Origin of the sequence: Brevibacillus sp. Leaf182, from assembly GCF_001423865.2 — a bacterium.
GTDB lineage: Bacteria > Bacillota > Bacilli > Brevibacillales > Brevibacillaceae > Brevibacillus > Brevibacillus brevis_C.
Genome location: NZ_LMPN02000016.1, coordinates 63,621 through 80,129 on the forward strand (window position 1 = coordinate 63,621; position 16,509 = coordinate 80,129).

Sequence of the window (16,509 nt, forward strand, 5' to 3'; positions counted from 1 at the left end):
ATAAACCGTTGTTAAAAAAATTTTTTATCCGTTGCATATCCATACAGATCTTTTCCTGAATTTTGCCAAAAGCCCACGATAGGGGTTTTTTTAGCGTTACCAAATGATAGCCCAGTCATACTATGCATCAATGCAACAGAATACTGGCTGATAAGGAGGGCAACGCTTGTGAACAAGCTCAGTCAGTCAAAGGAAATCGCGCTCACTTTTGATGATGGGCCGGATCAGTTGTGGACGCCTCGAGTGTTAGACATATTAGCCCATTATCAGGTAAAGGCAACTTTTTTCTGTGTGGGACAAATGGTGAAGTATAACCCGAAAATACTGGAGCGGATCGTAAAGGAAGGACACATGGTAGGAAACCATAGCTGGGATCACCCTGACTTTACGAAAATACCGCTCTTGGCTGTTCATGAGCAGGTAGAACGTACCTCAGATCAGATCGAAAAGGTAGTAGGTGTGAGACCTCGAATGGTTCGGCCACCATATGGAGCAGTAAATGAGGAAGTCATCCAGATGCTTGTAGCGAGTGACTACGAAATCATTATGTGGGATTTAGATAGTTGGGATTGGAAAGGTCTCACTGGTCCACAGGTCGCGAGAAACATCTTGGGACATGTCCGCCCGGGCGCAGTCGTGCTTCAACATTCCGCTGGCGGTACGAAAGACACGCTAAAGGGAAGTATAGACGCCTTGCCCTATGTCATTGAGGTGTTAAGTGAGCAAACATATACCTTCTCAACCATTTCCGCCTTGTTTCAACTGGCAGCTTATCGGGAAAGAACCGATCCTGTCGAGAAAAGGAGAAGGGGCAGATAGAGGAGGAAATGGATTGGAATCTGTGGTAATTAGTAGAATAAGAAGATTTCTTTTAAGGGGAGCGAATCAGAAAATGTCCAAAGCCGATAATATGCTCTCCATTTTGTGGCTGTTGAAGACCGGTAAACGAATGACAGCCAAGCAGTTGGCAGAGATTCTCGAGATCAATATTCGCACCGTTTATCGCTATATTGATTCACTGTGTGCGAGCGGTGTACCCATCATTTCCGATGCCGGACACAATGGTGGCTACAGTTTACTTCAGCATTTCAATGAAGCTCCGTTGTTTTTCGACCTCAACGAGCAAAAAGCCCTGATTCATGCAGCGGCTTTTGCCCAAGAGGCGGGGTATCCCTTCGGCGCAGATTTACACAGGGCCATATCCAAGCTAAAACGTTACACAAATGAAGAGCAGCGTGATGCGATTGACCGACATAGTATCGGCTTCGAGGTGATCCAGCCTCCTGTTGATCCTTCTCTGGAATCTACCCTACAGGAGCTGGAGCTGTCTGTTGCCAATGGGTACACCCTTTCGATGGAGTATCAAAAAGCCTACCAGACAACGAGACAGAGGCGTCATATCGATCCATACGGGCTCGTGTATTGGAAGGGGAACTGGTATATCGTTGCCTATTGCCATCTCCGTAATACCATTCGCAGCTTTCGTGCAGATCGTGTCTATGAGATCGAACGTACAGAAGCCAGCTTTCAACGCCCACCTGAATTTTCTGCGCGGCATTTTTTTCTCTCGAATTTACTACCGGAAGCAGACAAGCAGGGCAACACCATTTTGATCAAAGTCAAAGGAAGGCCACAGTCACTCGCTGATTTATGCAGTCATTGGTATCTTGGACATACTGTGATCGAGCGCAGCGAGGCACAGGTGATCTTTCAAGTAGATGAGCAAATGTCCCATTCGATCCTTCCTCATTATCTTTTGCCATACGGAAAATCCATTCAAGTGGAAGAGCCAGCCTTTGTAAAAGAGCGTTTGGCTGCCATCGCTGCCGATTTATTTCATTTTTATCAGTCGACTTAAATTCACTGACCATTTTTGTCAGTAGAGTTGATTTATATTGAAAGCAAAGAAGAGATGGAAAAAGGGAATGGAGGCAGATTGATTATGAAGCATGAAGCATTGCGTTTGTACGAATATCATGTATGGGCAAATGAAAAGGTATTCGAGCGGTTGCAGGAGGTACCAGAGGGAGTAAGCGAGCAGGAGGTCCCGAGTGTGTTTCCGACCATCACCCAGACGCTGGCTCACATGCTCAAGACGGATTATGTTTGGTTGTTAGCCATGAAGGGGGAGAGCTACGAAGAGGTAGGACAAAAAGTAGGGGTTCTCTTGCAAGAATTAAAAGGAAAGAACGTACACGAACTGCGAAAACTGTTTGCCGAATCAGCCCAACAGTTCAGGGATTTCTTCGGGCAAATCTCGATGGAAGACACCGCGCCATATACGCACCCGGCATTAGGCACGGTTCATGCTCGTTATGCCGACATCGTCCAGCATGTCGCCAACCACGGAACCTATCACCGAGGCAATATCTCCGCCATGCTCAGACAAATGGGTCACGCGGGAGCTTCCTCCGATTACATTTTTTATTTATTTGAGACTTCCGCGGTAGAACAATAAAAGTCTTTTCATTTTTTATCACCTACCGAAAAATCAAGCAGCTTGTAAGAGGGAACAGGAGAAAACAGCGAAGATCTTAGGGACACCGACCGAGACGTCATGCAAAAAGCGAAACACGCCTTTAAGCGTCCACCTCTGAAACACATCCTGAGGGGACCACTTTGGACGCGGTTTCGCTTTTTGCATGGAGGCGGCCAGTCAATCCCCCAGCGGGTGGCCCTAGAAGCTGAGTCGTTTTCTCCTGTTCCCTCTCCTCCACTACAGCCACGCAAACGGTTTTCTTTTAAGGATTCATCGTCCGAGCAATCCGCACCTCGAGCCCATTCAAGAACTGACTAAGGTTCGGCTTTCGTTCTCCAATGATGTTTTCACCAGACTTGCCGGGTTCAAAGACCACGTCATTATTTTTAGCGACCTCGCTCAAGTAATCCTTCACGATCCGTCCTGTTTTCGTAGCCTCATATTTCTTGGTAAAGTTCTGATACTCTTCCTTGACGGCCGGGAGCAGCTTCATTGTTGCTTCGTCAATGGCCTCATAACGGTAATCAGACAAGTATGTTTTGAGATAGTCGATATAGAGCGTACGAAGTTTCACTGCACGTGGGCTACTGCGGTAGTTGACCAGATACTCTTCGACTTCAACCATTCTGGGTCCGAGCTCGGCCCGCGTGATTTGCAACCCGCCGTCACCCAAATACGGTTTGCTCGTTTCCGTTTCTTGAATGGATAAGTAGTCCTTCCCTTCCTCACCGAGCGAAGAGGCATATTTTTGCAGTGCTTTGTAATCCACTTGCCAGTAGAAGGACATGTCGTTCGTTGCTTTTAAGACGAGTCCGCCTTCCGTTTGATTGAGGAGCCATTGCTTGAAGCTGTCATCGCCTTCTAGCTTGTTGAAATCATATGGGTATTGCAAGGCATACAGCTTATCCGCATTTCCCGGCTGGGCGAGGAGTGCCTTGAAGTTATCGTTTATCGTAGGCAGATGTTTTTCGTAGTACTGATCAAGTTCAAAAAATAATTGATCGGCAGTTTTCGGGTCCGTTTTCGCCAGATGCTGATCCAAAAAGGCAGTTAGCTCATTCGCTTCCTTGGCTTGCGCAGCTAGTACGGTGAACTGCTTGAGCAAATCATTGGCAGGCTTTTCGCCTTTTGTCGCATCAGCGGGAGACTGACCTGTGTTTTCAGTCGCAGGTGGGGCAGGGTCTTTTACCGTCAGTTGATCAGAGGCAGAGGTGCACCCTGTCACAAAAGTAATCGCGACGAGGCTAGAGAAAAAAGGTAGAACATATCGTTTCATATCTTCATTTTCACTCCGTTATGTTGAATGGTTCCAGTTGATAAATCATCGTAGATACTAAAGCGTCTTGCGTCCAGCGCACTCCCTCCCGTCGCTCCCTTACTATTGGTACGTACCATACCACGTTCAAGTTATCGGTTCAAATCGATCAAATATTCCTGATAGGAAGCAAGCGTCACTTTTGATATACTTTCTCTATTGGTGATAATGATAATTATTATCAATATTTACATAGAGGATCGGGCAGAGGTGAGAACATGAACGAAACACAAGCCTTGGTTCAACAATTCACAGAGAAGACCATGGCAGAAGCCATTTTTAAGCTGCGTGACATTACATGGCTCAAAGCACAAGGACATGACCGACTACGCCAACAATTCACCCATTCGCATATTTTGCTGGTAGTAACCGGCGGACGAGGGCGCCTGCGACTGGAGAACGAGGAGTACCAATTGCGGCAGGACGCGATTTACGTATGTCCTCCTATGCTTACGTTTGGCATCGTCCCTGATTCCGCTGATCATTTGGAGATGTACATGCTTCGTTTTGATGTCTTTATGGAAACGAGAGACAGGCATCGGCGCTTTCAAGCTCTTCGGGAAAAGCATCTGTTTCCTTTTCGGGGAGAGATCTCTGTTCAATCGGCAGGGCAGCTTCCTGTCTATTGTGATTTGATCCAGAATTTGTGGAAGCAGGAGACGGCGCTCGAGCGTTTCCGAGGCCAACACACATTTCAAGAGCTATGGTACCACATCGTCAAGCATGCTCACTTCTCATCCACGGATTCTGGTATGGCGCTGGAGCGGGCGCGCGCACATATGGAAGAGCATTACTCGGAAAATGTGACGATTGAACAGCTAGCGCGCATCGCAGATGTGAGTCCAAAATATTTCGTCGATCTGTTCAAAAAAACGTATGGTATCTCAGCTATGGATTATTTGGCAGAGCTTCGTATCAGCCGGGCGAAGCAGATGATGGTACAGTCCCATGCCAAGCTGCGCGATATCGCTCATCAAGTCGGCTACAACGACGAGTTTTACTTTAGTCGAAAATTCAAGAAAGCTGTCGGAGTTTCACCCACACTCTATATGAAAAGCCGCCAACGAAAAATTGCAGCGTACGGCTCGACGATCATCGGGCATTTGCTGGCTTTGAAAATGATTCCTTACGCGGCGCCGCTGCACCCGAAATGGACGGCTTACTATCATCACAGCTATCGCAACGATATCCCGGTACATCTGAGCGCGTTTCGAATTAATCAGAATTGGAAAGCCAACATCGAAATGCTTCGCGATGCCAAGCCGGACGTCATCATTGGCTTGGACGAGACGAGTTTGCAGGAACAGAAGCAACTGAACGAGATTGCGCCCACTTTGTATGTACCCTTTGAAGAGCAGGGGTGGAAAGAACAACTTCAGCTTATGGCAGACTTTTTGGGCGAGTCCGTGGAAGCGCATCATTGGCTTTGCGAGTATGAGAAAAAGGTGAAGAGGGCCAGGGCACAGCTTCAACACGTTCTGGGCGATGAAACGGTACTCATCGTGCGGATTTTGAAAAACCAGCTCTATGTCCACTGCAATCGCAGTATGAATGAAGTGTTTCATCAGGATCTGCAAGTCAAACCTGCTTTTGTCTCGGAGCAGAACGAGTACGACCAGCTTGTGACTGTACAGGAAGTGGCTGCGCTCGCGCCAGATCGCTTGCTGCTGTTGGTTTGCCAAGAAGCTGAAACGCTGGCATGCTTCCAAGCTTTGAAAGCGTCGGGACCATGGCAAGAGATCGAAGCAGTCCGCAACAATCGGGCGCATCTCATTATGTCGGACCCTTGGCGAGAATACTCGGCAACGGCTCATGAACGGATCGTGGAAGAGAGTGTGAGATTATTTTCAGGAGATCGTCCATGTTGATTCTGGATTTCGTCCATGGTCGGGCATGAGTGGATGCTTTATAATCACGAATGATAATCGTTATCAATCATCTGAAGTGAAACATTACATTTCTGAGAGGGGTCTTTCAAGAATGAAAAAGATATACCTAAGCTTGAGCATTGCAGCGCTGGCATTGGCTCTGACAGCGTGCGGCGGAGGAAAAGAAGCAACGAATAACACGACTGCACCTACTGCACCACCTGCGACAACAACAACAGCTACAGCAGAAAAGCCAGCCGATGAAGCTAATAAAGCAGAGACACGCACGATCAAATATTTGGATAAAGAATATACCGTTCCTAGCAAAACAGAACGGATCGCCATTGTAGGCAGCATGGAGTCCATGGAAGATTCGCTGGTACTGAACGTGAAACCGGTAGGAGCGATTTCTGTAGGCGGTAAATTCCCGGAGATGTTTGCACCGATTACGGGCGAAGCTACATCCATCGGGGAAAAAATCCAACCGAACCTGGAAACCATCCTGTCCTTGAAGCCTGATGTCATTCTGGGAAGCAGTAAATTCCCGCCCGAGATGGCTGAGAAATTGAACAAAATTGCGCCTACCTTCCCTGTTTCCCACATTTCGACCAACTGGGAAGCGAATCTGCAGTTGCTGGGTGAGTTGACCGGCAAACAAGCGGAAGCCGAAAAAGCGCTCCAAGCGTACAAAGCAGAGGCAGAAGCAACCAAAGCAAAATGGGGCGAGAGCTTGAAGGATAAAAAAGTACTCGTGATTCGTCTGCGCCAAGGAAATATCAACATCTATCCAGAGAAGGTGTTCTTCAATCCAGCTCTGTACGCAGACCTTGGTTTGACTGCACCTGAAGAAGTAAAAGCAGCGAAGGCACAAGAAATTATCTCCATGGAGAAGTTCAGCCAAATCAACCCGGACTACCTGTTCATCCAATTCTCTCCAGACGAGAATAAAGACAAGCCAAACGCATTGGAAGATTTGCAGAACAACCCGATTTGGAAGAGCGTGAATGCTGTGAAAAACGGCAATGTTTACGTAAACGTGGTTGATCCTCTCGCACAAGGCGGTACTGCTTGGAGCAAAACACAATTCCTGAAGGCGGCTGTAGAAAAATTGTCTGCCAAGTAAAAGTGGGCGAGGGTAAGCTATGCAATCCAAAAAAGCAACTTCCATGATCATACTAGCTGTTTCGCCAGTGGTGATCCTCCTTACAATCTGGCTCTCCATTCATTACGGGGCCAAGTCGATTGATGCAGGGACGATTTATCAAGCTTTCTTTGCCTTTGATGAAGGGAATGTCGATCATCAAATTGTCATGCACTCTCGTTTGCCGAGAGTTTTGGGCGCACTCATGATCGGAGCATTTTTAGCGATATCAGGAGCGTTGATGCAGGGAATGACGAGGAATTACCTCGCGTCCCCCTCTATTATGGGTGTGTCTGACGGTTCGGTCTTTGCTGTTACGCTGTGCATGGTGTTCATTCCATCCGCTACGAGTGTCACGATGATTACCATGTCCTTAATCGGTTCAGCACTCGCAGTCGCGATGGTTCTCGCTTTTTCCCGACTGTTGCCGAACGGCTTGACGCCAGTAGGGATGGCGGTCATCGGCACGATTACGGGAACCTTTTTGAGCAGTATTTCAGCCGCGATTTCTACTTATTTTCAAGTCTCGCAAAACGTCAGCTTCTGGTACAATGCCAGGCTGCATCTCTTGGAGCCTGGGCTGGTGAAGCTAGCGGTTCCTTTTGCCATCGTCGGTATTGTCCTCGCACTTCTTTTGTCCAAATCGATTACGATCTTGTCTTTGGGCGACGAAGTATCTCGCGGTCTCGGACAGAGAACGGTGATGGTTAAAGTGCTGGCAACGACCGCTGTCGTCATTCTGACAGGCATTTCTGTAGCGTTGGCAGGAAAAATCGCTTTTGTCGGGCTGATTATTCCGCATATTACCCGCTTTTTGGTAGGTCTCGATTATCGATGGATCATTCCGTGTGCAGGACTATTGGGCGGCATTTTCCTGGCCCTGTCTGACGTTCTCAGCCGATTTATGAACAGTCCTTTTGAGACCCCAATCGGTGTGGTAACGGCTTTTATTGGCGTTCCGTTCTTCCTCTATTTGATTTACAAGAGAGGAGGGGGAAAGCATGCCTAATCAAAAAGGTAGATTTCGTTTGCTGTTACTTGTCAACATTGCCTTGATTTTGCTGGCGCTTTATATCAGCGTGACCAACGGTGTATTTGACATGACGGTGATGGATGTCATCCGTACGTTATTGCGTGTTGATCCTGTAGCGGAATACGATTTGGTTATTTTCGATTTTCGCCTGCCGCGGATAGTTATTGCGGCATTGGTCGGCTTTGGCTTGGGGGTCGCTGGTACCGTCATTCAGGGGATCACCCGTAACGGGCTGGCTGATCCGGGGATATTGGGCATTAACGCTGGGGCAGGAGCCGCTATCGTCGCCTTTATGTTTTTCTTCGGTGGACAATTCATGGAGGCGAGCTGGTATTCCATCATGGCCATGCCTTTGTTCGGTTTGACAGGCGGATTGCTTGCGGCTGGACTGATTTATCTATTCGCCTGGCGTAACGGGGCGCTTGACCCACAACGACTGATTCTCGTGGGGATCGCCATTGGCTCCGGATTGGGTGCCGTGTCACTGTATCTCTCGTTAAAAATGAATCCCAACGATTTTGAAATGGCAACCGTATGGCTCTCGGGAAGTATTTGGAGTGCCAACTGGACGCATATTGCAGGGATGCTGCCATGGCTAGTCATACTCATTCCTGTTTTGATGCGCAAGGTGCATATTCTCGATTTGCTTCAACTGAGCGAGGAGTCCGTCAAAAATCTGGGTGTGTCTGTGGAAAAGGAGCGCAATATTCTCCTGCTGTCGAGTATCGGGATCGTGAGCGCGTGTGTCTCAGTTTCCGGAGGCATCGGATTCGTCGGCTTGATGGCACCGCATATTGCGAAGCGTCTGACGGGAATCCAGCACAGGTATGTTCTTCCCTTGTCGGGAACAATCGGGATGCTCATGGTCGTGGCAGCGGACTTTATCGCCAAGACCGTGTTTACACCCATTGAACTGCCAGTGGGTATCGTCATTTCCATCATCGGTGTTCCGTATTTCTTCTATCTACTGAGTAGAAGAAAAAAATAAAGAGGGGACGTGCAAATTGTGAAGGGACAATTGTTTGCAGACGTATGCCATCACCGAGCTCTGCTCGTATATTTGCCGCCATCCTATGACAAGAGTACATCCCGTTTTCCCGTCATGTATGTCCATGATGGCGGTGACTTGTTTGATCCTGCTTTTAGTACTGCACTCGATGTAATTGAAGAAAAGTTTGCAGAGGGAAAAATTCCTGAGCTGATTCTCGTCGGCATCCAACCAGGAAACCGCAGGGATGACTATACACCTTGGTTTTCCAAATCGATCTCGCCTGAGCGGAACATTGATTTTGGCGGGCAAGGAGATGCGTATCTTTCTTACGTCGCCAATGAATGTAAGGCGTATATCGACAGCAAGTACAGGACAGACCCTAGGCCGGAAAAAACAGGGATCATCGGATTTTCGCTTGGTGGCTTGATCTCGATGTACGCTGCGCACCAATATCCGGATGTTTTCACGAAAATCGGCAGCATTTCAGGATCGTATTGGTATGAGGGCATGGTTCCATTTATGCAGGAAAAGAAAATGTACCATCCCGAGCTGCGCATCTACATGGATGTTGGCAGTAAGGAAGGTGCCAAAAAACAAAACATCCAGAAACAAATGGTTCCGCTGACAAAAGAAGCGCATCAGATATTGGCGGATAGCGGCTTTACAGCGGATCAGCTCGCCCTGTTCATTGACGAAGGGGCGGATCATTTGAGCAAATGTGCAAACGCCAGATTTCCGGGGGCGTTGCAATGGCTCTGGAATGAGAAGGAGGAGACAGGAATGGAACTGGCCAAATTGATTAGAGAGCGCCGCTCAATTCATCGCTTTACAGATCGTGAGGTAGACCCTGCGTTGGTTACTGAACTGATGGATACAGCCGTGTGGGCACCGAATTATCACATGACACAGCCGTGGCGTTTTATCGTGACATACGGGGAAGGTAAGAGAAGAATCGCCGAAGCCGTGCGGATCATGAAGGAAAAGCGGGAGATTGATCCTGCGAAAAAGAAAGAAGTAGGCGAGAAGTTTTACAATAAAATCATGGCCATCCCGATGCTGATGACGGTCATCATGGAAGAAAGTCCGAACCTGATTACGCGTCAGGACGATTTCGCTTCGACCAGCATTGTTATTCATAACTTTAGCTTGCTGGCGTGGGAAAAAGGCATTGGTTTGACATGGGAGACGTACCCATGGATTCACGAGCAGGAATTCCGTGAAGCGATGGGCATTCGACCAGGAGAAAAAGTGCTGGGGAACCTGCATATCGGTTATCCAGCCGCGATTCCTGGCGCTCAGCCGCGTATTCCTGCAACAGAACGCATCACACTTGTCGACAAGGCATAGGACAAGATCAAGTGAATTTTTCTTGTCACAAGATTACTTTTTGTGGTACCCTTGGTTCATTCTACAAGAAAGGGTGACCATTAAGCCAATGATCTGCTAACTCCTATTTCCACAAAACCAATCGGATAAATCGATGCGTTTTTGGATAGGGGTAGTATGTGCATATTGGCGAATAGATGGTAGATCCTTTTTAGACTCACCAAAGGGTTTCTATGTCTTTTTGACGATAATATGCGTAGCCTCCTGTCCAGATCGCAATGGATAAGGAGGCTTTTTTATGTCAAATGTTTTGAAAAACCGCTATGTCAGGGCTATTTTGTTATCAGCATTTCTGTTGCAAATCGGAGTATGGGTGCGCAACATGGCGATTCTGCTCTATGTGATGGATCATACAGGAGGCGATCCGTTCGCTGTCTCCATGATTTCTGTGGCGGAATATGCGCCAATCTTTCTGTTTTCCTTTCTTGCTGGTACGTTTGCTGATCGCTGGAAACCGAGAAAAACGATGGTCTGGTGTGAGTTGCTCAGTGCTCTATCAGTTGTCGGAGTGCTGCTTACCTTCGTTTACGGCTCGTGGAAGGCCATCTTTTTTGCCACGCTTATTTCAGCCATTCTCTCTCAGTTTTCCCAACCGTCCGGAATGAAGCTGTTCAAGCTGCATGTACCTGGTGAACAGCTTCAGGTAGGAATGTCCGCGTATCAGACTATTTTCGCGATCTTCATGGTATTTGGTCCGATTGTCGGTACATTTGTGTTCCAGCAATGGGGGATGGAGATTGCCATGGTCATCACGGCAGTTGCGTTCCTCTCTGCGGCCGGTGTCCTGTATTTGCTGCCGCCAGATCGTGTCGAGAAAGAAGGCCAGCAAGAAACGGCACTGCTTGGGGAGATGGTCAGCGGGATTCGTTATGTCTTCTCCAGTCGCGTATTGTCAATGCTTGGCTTTTGCTTTTTGGCTGTTGGTTTCTCATTGGGAATGATTCAGCCGCTTGGGATTTTTCTCGTGACCGAACAACTGCAATTGCCGAAAGAAAGCTTGCAATGGTTAATTACTGCCCAAGGTGTGGGGATGATTGCTGGAGGGGCCATGACGATGGCTGCTGCCAAAACGATTCCACCGCAAAAGTTATTAGTCATGGGGCTTCTTGGAAATGCAGTCGCAGTAGCGATTTGCGGGATGTCCGCGAATCTGTGGCTGACGCTTGTTGCCCAGTTCATCGCGGGATTGCTCTTGCCCTCCATTCAAATTGGGATCAACACCATGCTGCTTAAAAATACCGAGAGTACCTTCATCGGTCGGGTGAATGGAATACTGACCCCGTTGTTTACAGGCTCCATGGTCGTCATGATGAGTATTACGGGGGTATTGAAGCTGCATCTTCCGCTCGCAGTCATTTACGGGATCGCTGCATTCCTGATGATCATTGGTCTCAGCTTTATTTTGCCGCTTTATCGTATGCGGGAAGGAAACGTGGTGCAAAGTACAGAACAGACTGGTATATGAGCGTTTGGAAGCAAAGGGAGGCTTGGACCAGATGGTGCACGAACAGATTTCTTCTATAGAAGGTTTGAAGATGGTAACTGCTGTTCGCGAGCTGGCGATGCGGTTGCCTGAAGTTACGGAGCAGGTAGACGCTTTTGGACATACATCGTTTCGCGTAAACGACAAGCCGTTTGTCATTTTGGGAGAGGGGGGCATTGAAGGCCCCTCCCTTTCTGTGAAGGTGCTGAAGACGACTCAAGAGATTTTGCTTGCGCAGGAGCATTTTTACAAGACGCCATACATCGGCCATCACGGCTGGGTTTCGATCCTGGACAAAAACGTGACTAGCTATGGTGAAATCGAGGATTACATACGGGAAGGCTATATGTGCGCGGCGCCCAAGCGATTGGTCAAACAATTGCAAGAGCAGCCTCGATAACACAGCCTTTATGAAAAAGCACACCTCCCCTGATCGTTCCTGTATAATTTTAGCGTGATGAGTAGTGAGCGAACGTTTGGCACAGCAGCATTCAGACAAAGGGGGAGCCGGTTTTGGATTGGAATCTCCAGCAGATGAGTAAATTGCTTGAGGTCGTTTTTGAAAATGCCCATGAACCGATGATCGTAACGGACAAGGACGGAAAAATACTCTTATTGAATCGGAGCTATCGGGAATTTCTGAATGTACAGGACGTGATCGGACAGCCAGTGACGGATGTCATCGAAAACACGCGGATGCATATTGTCGGTCAGGAGGGTGTTGCCGAGATCGCCGACATTCAGCAAATAAAAGGACAGAACATGATTGCGCATCGCATCCCGATCATGGACGAAGGAAAAGTGATTGCGGTTCTGGGAACGGTGCTGTTCCAGGATGTGCAGGAGCTTACTGCTTTGGCTGCGATGGTGGCTCAGTTGAAGGATGAGCTGACCTATTATAAGAAAGAGCTGCGGCGGCGGATGGGGGCTACCTATCATTTTGACCAAATCGTTGGGTACAGCCAGAAGCTGCAGGAGCTTAAAAAGTTTTCTCAGAAAGTTGCGAAAAGCGATTCGACTGTGCTCATCACAGGCGAAAGCGGGACGGGCAAGGAGCTGTTTGCCCACGCCATTCATGCCGAGAGCAAGCGGAAAATGGGGCCGTTCATTCGGGTGAATTGTGCCGCTATTCCGGATTCTTTGCTGGAATCAGAGCTGTTTGGCTATGAAGAAGGTGCGTTTACCGGAGCTGTTCGCCGCGGAAAAAAAGGAAAGTTCGAGCTTGCCAACCACGGAACCATTTTGTTGGATGAGATCGGGGACATGCCGTTGCCGCTGCAAGCCAAGCTACTGCGTGTTTTGCAGGAAAAAGAAGTCGAGCGGGTAGGTGCTGTTCGGACGACGCCAATTGATGTGCGAGTGATTGCTTCCACGAATTCGGACATGCTTCAAAGCATCAAGGAAGGGAAATTTCGGGCGGACCTCTATTATCGTTTGAATGTCGTGTCACTCTCGATCCCTCCGTTGCGCGAACGTTTGGAGGATTTGCCAGAGCTGGTTTCGAATCTGCTCAAACAGCTTGGGGAGTCCACTGGCGTTGTGGTCAGGGCCATTGATGAAGAGGTGTGGAACGTACTTCGGGGCTACTCCTGGCCAGGCAATGTACGGGAGTTGAAAAACGTGCTGGAACGAGCCCTTCATCTACTCGAAGACGATGTCCTGAAAAAGGAGCATGTTTGGCTGCCTGTATCTGACGAAGGGGCGCTCGCGTCCTTGTCGAGTCCAATTCATGTCGTTCGGCCATTGAAAGAAGTCTTGGAAGAGGCTGAGCAGGAAGCACTTCGCCAAGCGATGCAGCAAGCAGGGGGCAACAAGCTTACCGCCGCCAAGCTGCTGCAAATCAGCAAGTCCAGCTTTTACGAAAAGTGGGAGAAGTATCAGTAGTACGAGGCGTGTATAAGTCGGGGATGTGGCGTTGAGCCAGGTTCGCGGCTTTTTTCATCTACAGGACCAACGTTTTGGTAGATTCCGGTTTTCTGGAATAGAGCAAGATGAAATTTTGCTTAAACCCAGTAGCCTTCCTTGAGCAGATTCCCGAAAAGTTAGGCAGATTTTTGCTAGATTCCATAAAACCGGACAGAAATTTCCGGAAATCCGGAAAAACTGCAAACGCTATCATCTGCTTACCAACAGTCCAGACACGATGAACGGGTATGGTTGAACGATTTTTCTGGAATCCGCTGGAGTTGGCATGGTCCATGCAATTGAGTAGGATATGAAAGCGTTTTCTCCAAGTGAATACACAGAATTTCCTCTGTAAGCGGAGGAGAAAATTGAAAGGAGAATTATATGATCATCGAAGTGTTATCCATCTTGATTTCGCTCGGTCTCCTGATGTTTTTTGCGTATCGGGGCTATCCTGTTATCGTATTTGCCCCTATTTTTACGCTGCTGGCCGTTGTCCTTTCCGGGATATCTCTTTTGCCGAGCTACACCGAAACCTTTATGACGAATGCAGCGAACTATGTGAAATCATTCTTCCCTATTTTCTTACTGGGTGCCATTTTCGGAAAAGTCATGGAGTTGAGCGGTGCTGCCTCGTCCATTGCCCACACGATTGTAAGGGCACTTGGCTCTAATCGTGCGATTTTGGCTGTCGTTCTGGCATGTTCGATTTTGACGTATGGCGGGGTTTCCCTGTTCGTTGTGGCGTTTGCGGTGTATCCGTTTGCCGCCGCGATTTTCCGCGAGGCCAATATTCCGAAGCGTCTTATTCCAGGAACGATTGCGCTCGGGGCTTTTACGTATACGATGGACGCCTTGCCGGGTACACCACAAATTCAAAACATTATTCCTACGACTTATTTTGGTACGGATGCTTATGCTGCACCTGTTGTTGGAACGATTGGCGCCATTATGGTTTTCATTGGCGGGATGTTATGGCTGGAGCGCAGACGCAAACAAGCTGTCGCTGCTGGGGAAGGCTACGGCGAGGGACATACGAACGAGCCGGAATTGATCAAAAATGAATCCTACATGAACATCTGGGTGGCGATTCTCCCGTTGGCATTGGTGCTTGTGGGTAACTATATGTTCAGTAGAGGGATTTGGACAGTAGAGACGTGGTACGATCCAGCGATCCTCAAAGAATCATTTAAAATTGAGAAAGTGAAAAACGTCGTATCTTCTTGGTCACTGATTATTTCGCTCTGTCTTGGGATTATTGCCGCGCTTTTAATCAATGTGAAGCAAGTCAAAAACAAGCTGGCTAGTGGTTTGACTGCTGCCGCGATGGGCTCTCTTTTGGCGATCTTTAATACTGCCTCCGAAGTTGGATTCGGAAACGTTGTGAAAACATTGCCAGGCTTCAAGCTCATCCAAGGCTGGATTATGGGAGCTAGTGATCATCCGTTGGTTTCTGAGGCTCTGGCTGTAAACGTACTGGCAGGTGTGACAGGTTCAGCGTCGGGAGGAATGTCGATCGCGCTGGAGGTTATGGGCAAGCAATACCTGGAGATGGCGAATGCTGCGGGAATCAGCCCTGAGTTGCTGCATCGTATTGCCTCGATGTCTTCCGGTGGTATGGACACATTGCCGCACAACGGAGCTGTCATTACACTACTCGCGATTACTGGTTTGACTCATCGTCAATCGTACAAAGACATTTTCGCGATTACGGTTTTGAAAACAGCTGTCGTATTCATTCTGGCATTTGCCGTTTCTATTTTCTAATTTTATAGACAGAGAAAATGAGGAGCAGGAGAGGAGATACTTGGGTATGGAGAAATTGTTGGAGCAGCAGGTAGCAGTAGTAACAGGGGCAGCGAGCGGAATTGGATTGGAGATTGCCCGGACGTTTGCCGAGGACGGGGCGAAAGTCGTCATACTGGACTTGAATGGGGAATTAGCGGAAGCAGCAGCCGCCCAATTGCAAAAGGAAGGCCACGAAGCAATCAGCTTTGGCTGTAATGTCACCGACGAGGTACAAATGCAGGAGTGCATCCAGCAGACAGTCAAGACTTTTGGCAGCCTCGATATCTTAGTGAATAATGCCGGATTGCAATTTGTCTCTCCAATAGAAGAGTTTCCGACTGCAAAATTTGAACAAATGCTCAGTATTATGCTGACAGCGCCTTTTGTTGCGATTAAACACGTGTTCCCCATTATGAAGCAACAAGGTCATGGTCGTATCATCAATATGGCTTCGATCAACGGCTTGATTGGCTTTGCGGGAAAGGCAGCGTACAACAGTGCCAAGCACGGAGTCATCGGGCTTACCAAGGTTGCGGCCCTGGAAGGAGCAGCGGCTGGTATTACGGTAAATGCCATTTGTCCGGGGTATGTCGACACGCCGCTGGTACAAAACCAATTAGCGGATTTGGCTAAGACAAGAAATGTGCCGTTGGAAAAGGTGATGGAAGAAGTCATCTACCCGCTGGTGCCACAGAAGCGACTGCTGCAAGTAAAGGAAGTAGCGAACTACGCTGCCTTTTTAGCTAGCAAGAAAGCGTCAGGCGTCACGGGCCAGGCTGTCGTCATTGACGGCGGGTATACAGCGCAGTAAGACTGTTAAAGCCCCTGTTTTTATAGGGGCTTTTTTAATTTCGCTATCTTTTTTAAAAAACTAGTAAAAAAGGTCTTGTATTCTCTTTTTCTATGTGATAGATTATTACTTGTCGCCAAGAACGACGACAAAATACGAGAAAAGAAAACGAGATTCGATAAAAAACTTCTTGACTCGTAAATAACGAACGTGATAAGATATAAAGCGTTCGACAAAAATGCTCTTTGAAAACTGAACAGCGAAAGCGTTAATGAGTCTATCATTTAATGATTTGCCAGCTTTGAACCAGTAACAAACTTTATTGGAGAG

General features: G+C 48.0%; 15 protein-coding genes. 13 read left to right on the forward strand and 2 right to left on the reverse strand.

The genetic code is table 11. The features are described 5' to 3' along the window. Positions 1-168 precede the first annotated feature (168 nt). From ASG16_RS06355 to ASG16_RS06365, 3 genes are all read left to right on the forward strand, one after another. Positions 169-819 (forward strand): polysaccharide deacetylase family protein, encoded by a 651-nt coding sequence (locus tag ASG16_RS06355; RefSeq protein WP_241970705.1) that lies wholly within the window; start codon positions 169-171, stop codon positions 817-819. Between the two features lie 73 nt (positions 820-892). Next, positions 893-1,858, forward strand: a complete 966-nt coding sequence (locus ASG16_RS06360) for a helix-turn-helix transcriptional regulator (protein WP_056491614.1) — start codon at positions 893-895, stop codon at positions 1,856-1,858. Positions 1,859-1,942: 84 nt separating this feature from the next. Further along, on the forward strand, positions 1,943-2,458 hold the full coding sequence (locus ASG16_RS06365) for a DinB family protein (RefSeq protein ID WP_056491613.1): 516 nt from the start codon (positions 1,943-1,945) through the stop codon (positions 2,456-2,458). A gap of 283 nt (positions 2,459-2,741) precedes the next feature. On the opposite strand, the gene ASG16_RS06370 is transcribed toward ASG16_RS06365, so the two are convergent. Continuing rightward, positions 2,742-3,755, reverse strand: a complete 1,014-nt coding sequence (locus tag ASG16_RS06370) for an ATP-binding protein (RefSeq protein ID WP_056491611.1) — start codon at positions 3,753-3,755, stop codon at positions 2,742-2,744. A gap of 257 nt (positions 3,756-4,012) precedes the next feature. Between ASG16_RS06370 and ASG16_RS06375 the strand changes: the two genes are divergently transcribed. The 10 genes from ASG16_RS06375 to ASG16_RS06425 all read left to right on the forward strand — a co-directional run bounded on the left by ASG16_RS06375 (position 4,013) and on the right by ASG16_RS06425 (position 16,200). Next, complete coding sequence (locus tag ASG16_RS06375) at positions 4,013-5,662, forward strand: ABC transporter substrate-binding protein (protein WP_056491609.1); 1,650 nt, start codon at positions 4,013-4,015, stop codon at positions 5,660-5,662. A gap of 112 nt (positions 5,663-5,774) precedes the next feature. Further along, positions 5,775-6,785, forward strand: coding sequence for an ABC transporter substrate-binding protein (locus tag ASG16_RS06380; protein ID WP_056491607.1), 1,011 nt, complete (start codon positions 5,775-5,777; stop codon positions 6,783-6,785). Between the two features lie 19 nt (positions 6,786-6,804). Further along, positions 6,805-7,812, forward strand: coding sequence for a FecCD family ABC transporter permease (locus ASG16_RS06385; RefSeq protein WP_056491605.1), 1,008 nt, complete (start codon positions 6,805-6,807; stop codon positions 7,810-7,812). Beyond that, the gene (locus ASG16_RS06390; RefSeq protein WP_056491603.1) at positions 7,805-8,824 is read left to right on the forward strand and encodes a FecCD family ABC transporter permease; all 1,020 of its coding nucleotides are present in this window, start codon (positions 7,805-7,807) and stop codon (positions 8,822-8,824) included. Before ASG16_RS06385 ends, ASG16_RS06390 begins: the two co-directional genes overlap by 8 nt. Positions 8,825-8,833: 9 nt before the next feature. Continuing rightward, positions 8,834-10,174, forward strand: a complete 1,341-nt coding sequence (locus tag ASG16_RS06395; RefSeq protein ID WP_056491601.1) for an alpha/beta hydrolase-fold protein — start codon at positions 8,834-8,836, stop codon at positions 10,172-10,174. Between the two features lie 277 nt (positions 10,175-10,451). Then, a complete protein-coding gene (locus ASG16_RS06400) occupies positions 10,452-11,678 on the forward strand; it encodes an MFS transporter (RefSeq protein WP_056491599.1) in 1,227 nt (408 codons plus the stop codon). A gap of 31 nt (positions 11,679-11,709) precedes the next feature. Continuing rightward, entirely contained in the window at positions 11,710-12,096 is a 387-nt protein-coding gene (locus tag ASG16_RS06405) for an MmcQ/YjbR family DNA-binding protein (RefSeq protein WP_056491597.1), read from the forward strand. A 113-nt stretch (positions 12,097-12,209) separates the two neighbouring features. Further along, complete coding sequence (locus tag ASG16_RS06410) at positions 12,210-13,580, forward strand: sigma-54 interaction domain-containing protein (protein WP_056491595.1); 1,371 nt, start codon at positions 12,210-12,212, stop codon at positions 13,578-13,580. A gap of 405 nt (positions 13,581-13,985) precedes the next feature. Next, a complete protein-coding gene (locus ASG16_RS06420) occupies positions 13,986-15,368 on the forward strand; it encodes a GntP family permease (RefSeq protein WP_048036091.1) in 1,383 nt (460 codons plus the stop codon). 46 nt (positions 15,369-15,414) lie between these two features. Next, a complete protein-coding gene (locus ASG16_RS06425; protein ID WP_056491593.1) occupies positions 15,415-16,200 on the forward strand; it encodes a 3-hydroxybutyrate dehydrogenase in 786 nt (261 codons plus the stop codon). 105 nt (positions 16,201-16,305) lie between these two features. On the opposite strand, the gene ASG16_RS31130 is transcribed toward ASG16_RS06425, so the two are convergent. Next, positions 16,306-16,509 (reverse strand): hypothetical protein (locus ASG16_RS31130; protein WP_206750644.1); only part of this gene is annotated, 204 nt, incomplete at its 5' end.

Bases quoted from the DNA above. Each gene is read 5' to 3' on its own strand.
- ASG16_RS06360 (WP_056491614.1), top strand. From the start codon at position 893: ATGTCCAAAGCCGATAATATGCTCTCCATTTTGTGGCTGTTGAAGACC.
- ASG16_RS06365 (WP_056491613.1), top strand. From the start codon at position 1,943: ATGAAGCATGAAGCATTGCGTTTGTACGAATATCATGTATGGGCAAAT.
- ASG16_RS06370 (WP_056491611.1), bottom strand. From the start codon at position 3,755: ATGAAACGATATGTTCTACCTTTTTTCTCTAGCCTCGTCGCGATTACT.
- ASG16_RS06375 (WP_056491609.1), top strand. From the start codon at position 4,013: ATGAACGAAACACAAGCCTTGGTTCAACAATTCACAGAGAAGACCATG.
- ASG16_RS06380 (WP_056491607.1), top strand. From the start codon at position 5,775: ATGAAAAAGATATACCTAAGCTTGAGCATTGCAGCGCTGGCATTGGCT.
- ASG16_RS06385 (WP_056491605.1), top strand. From the start codon at position 6,805: ATGCAATCCAAAAAAGCAACTTCCATGATCATACTAGCTGTTTCGCCA.
- ASG16_RS06390 (WP_056491603.1), top strand. From the start codon at position 7,805: ATGCCTAATCAAAAAGGTAGATTTCGTTTGCTGTTACTTGTCAACATT.
- ASG16_RS06400 (WP_056491599.1), top strand. From the start codon at position 10,452: ATGTCAAATGTTTTGAAAAACCGCTATGTCAGGGCTATTTTGTTATCA.
- ASG16_RS06405 (WP_056491597.1), top strand. From the start codon at position 11,710: ATGGTGCACGAACAGATTTCTTCTATAGAAGGTTTGAAGATGGTAACT.
- ASG16_RS06420 (WP_048036091.1), top strand. From the start codon at position 13,986: ATGATCATCGAAGTGTTATCCATCTTGATTTCGCTCGGTCTCCTGATG.
- ASG16_RS06425 (WP_056491593.1), top strand. From the start codon at position 15,415: ATGGAGAAATTGTTGGAGCAGCAGGTAGCAGTAGTAACAGGGGCAGCG.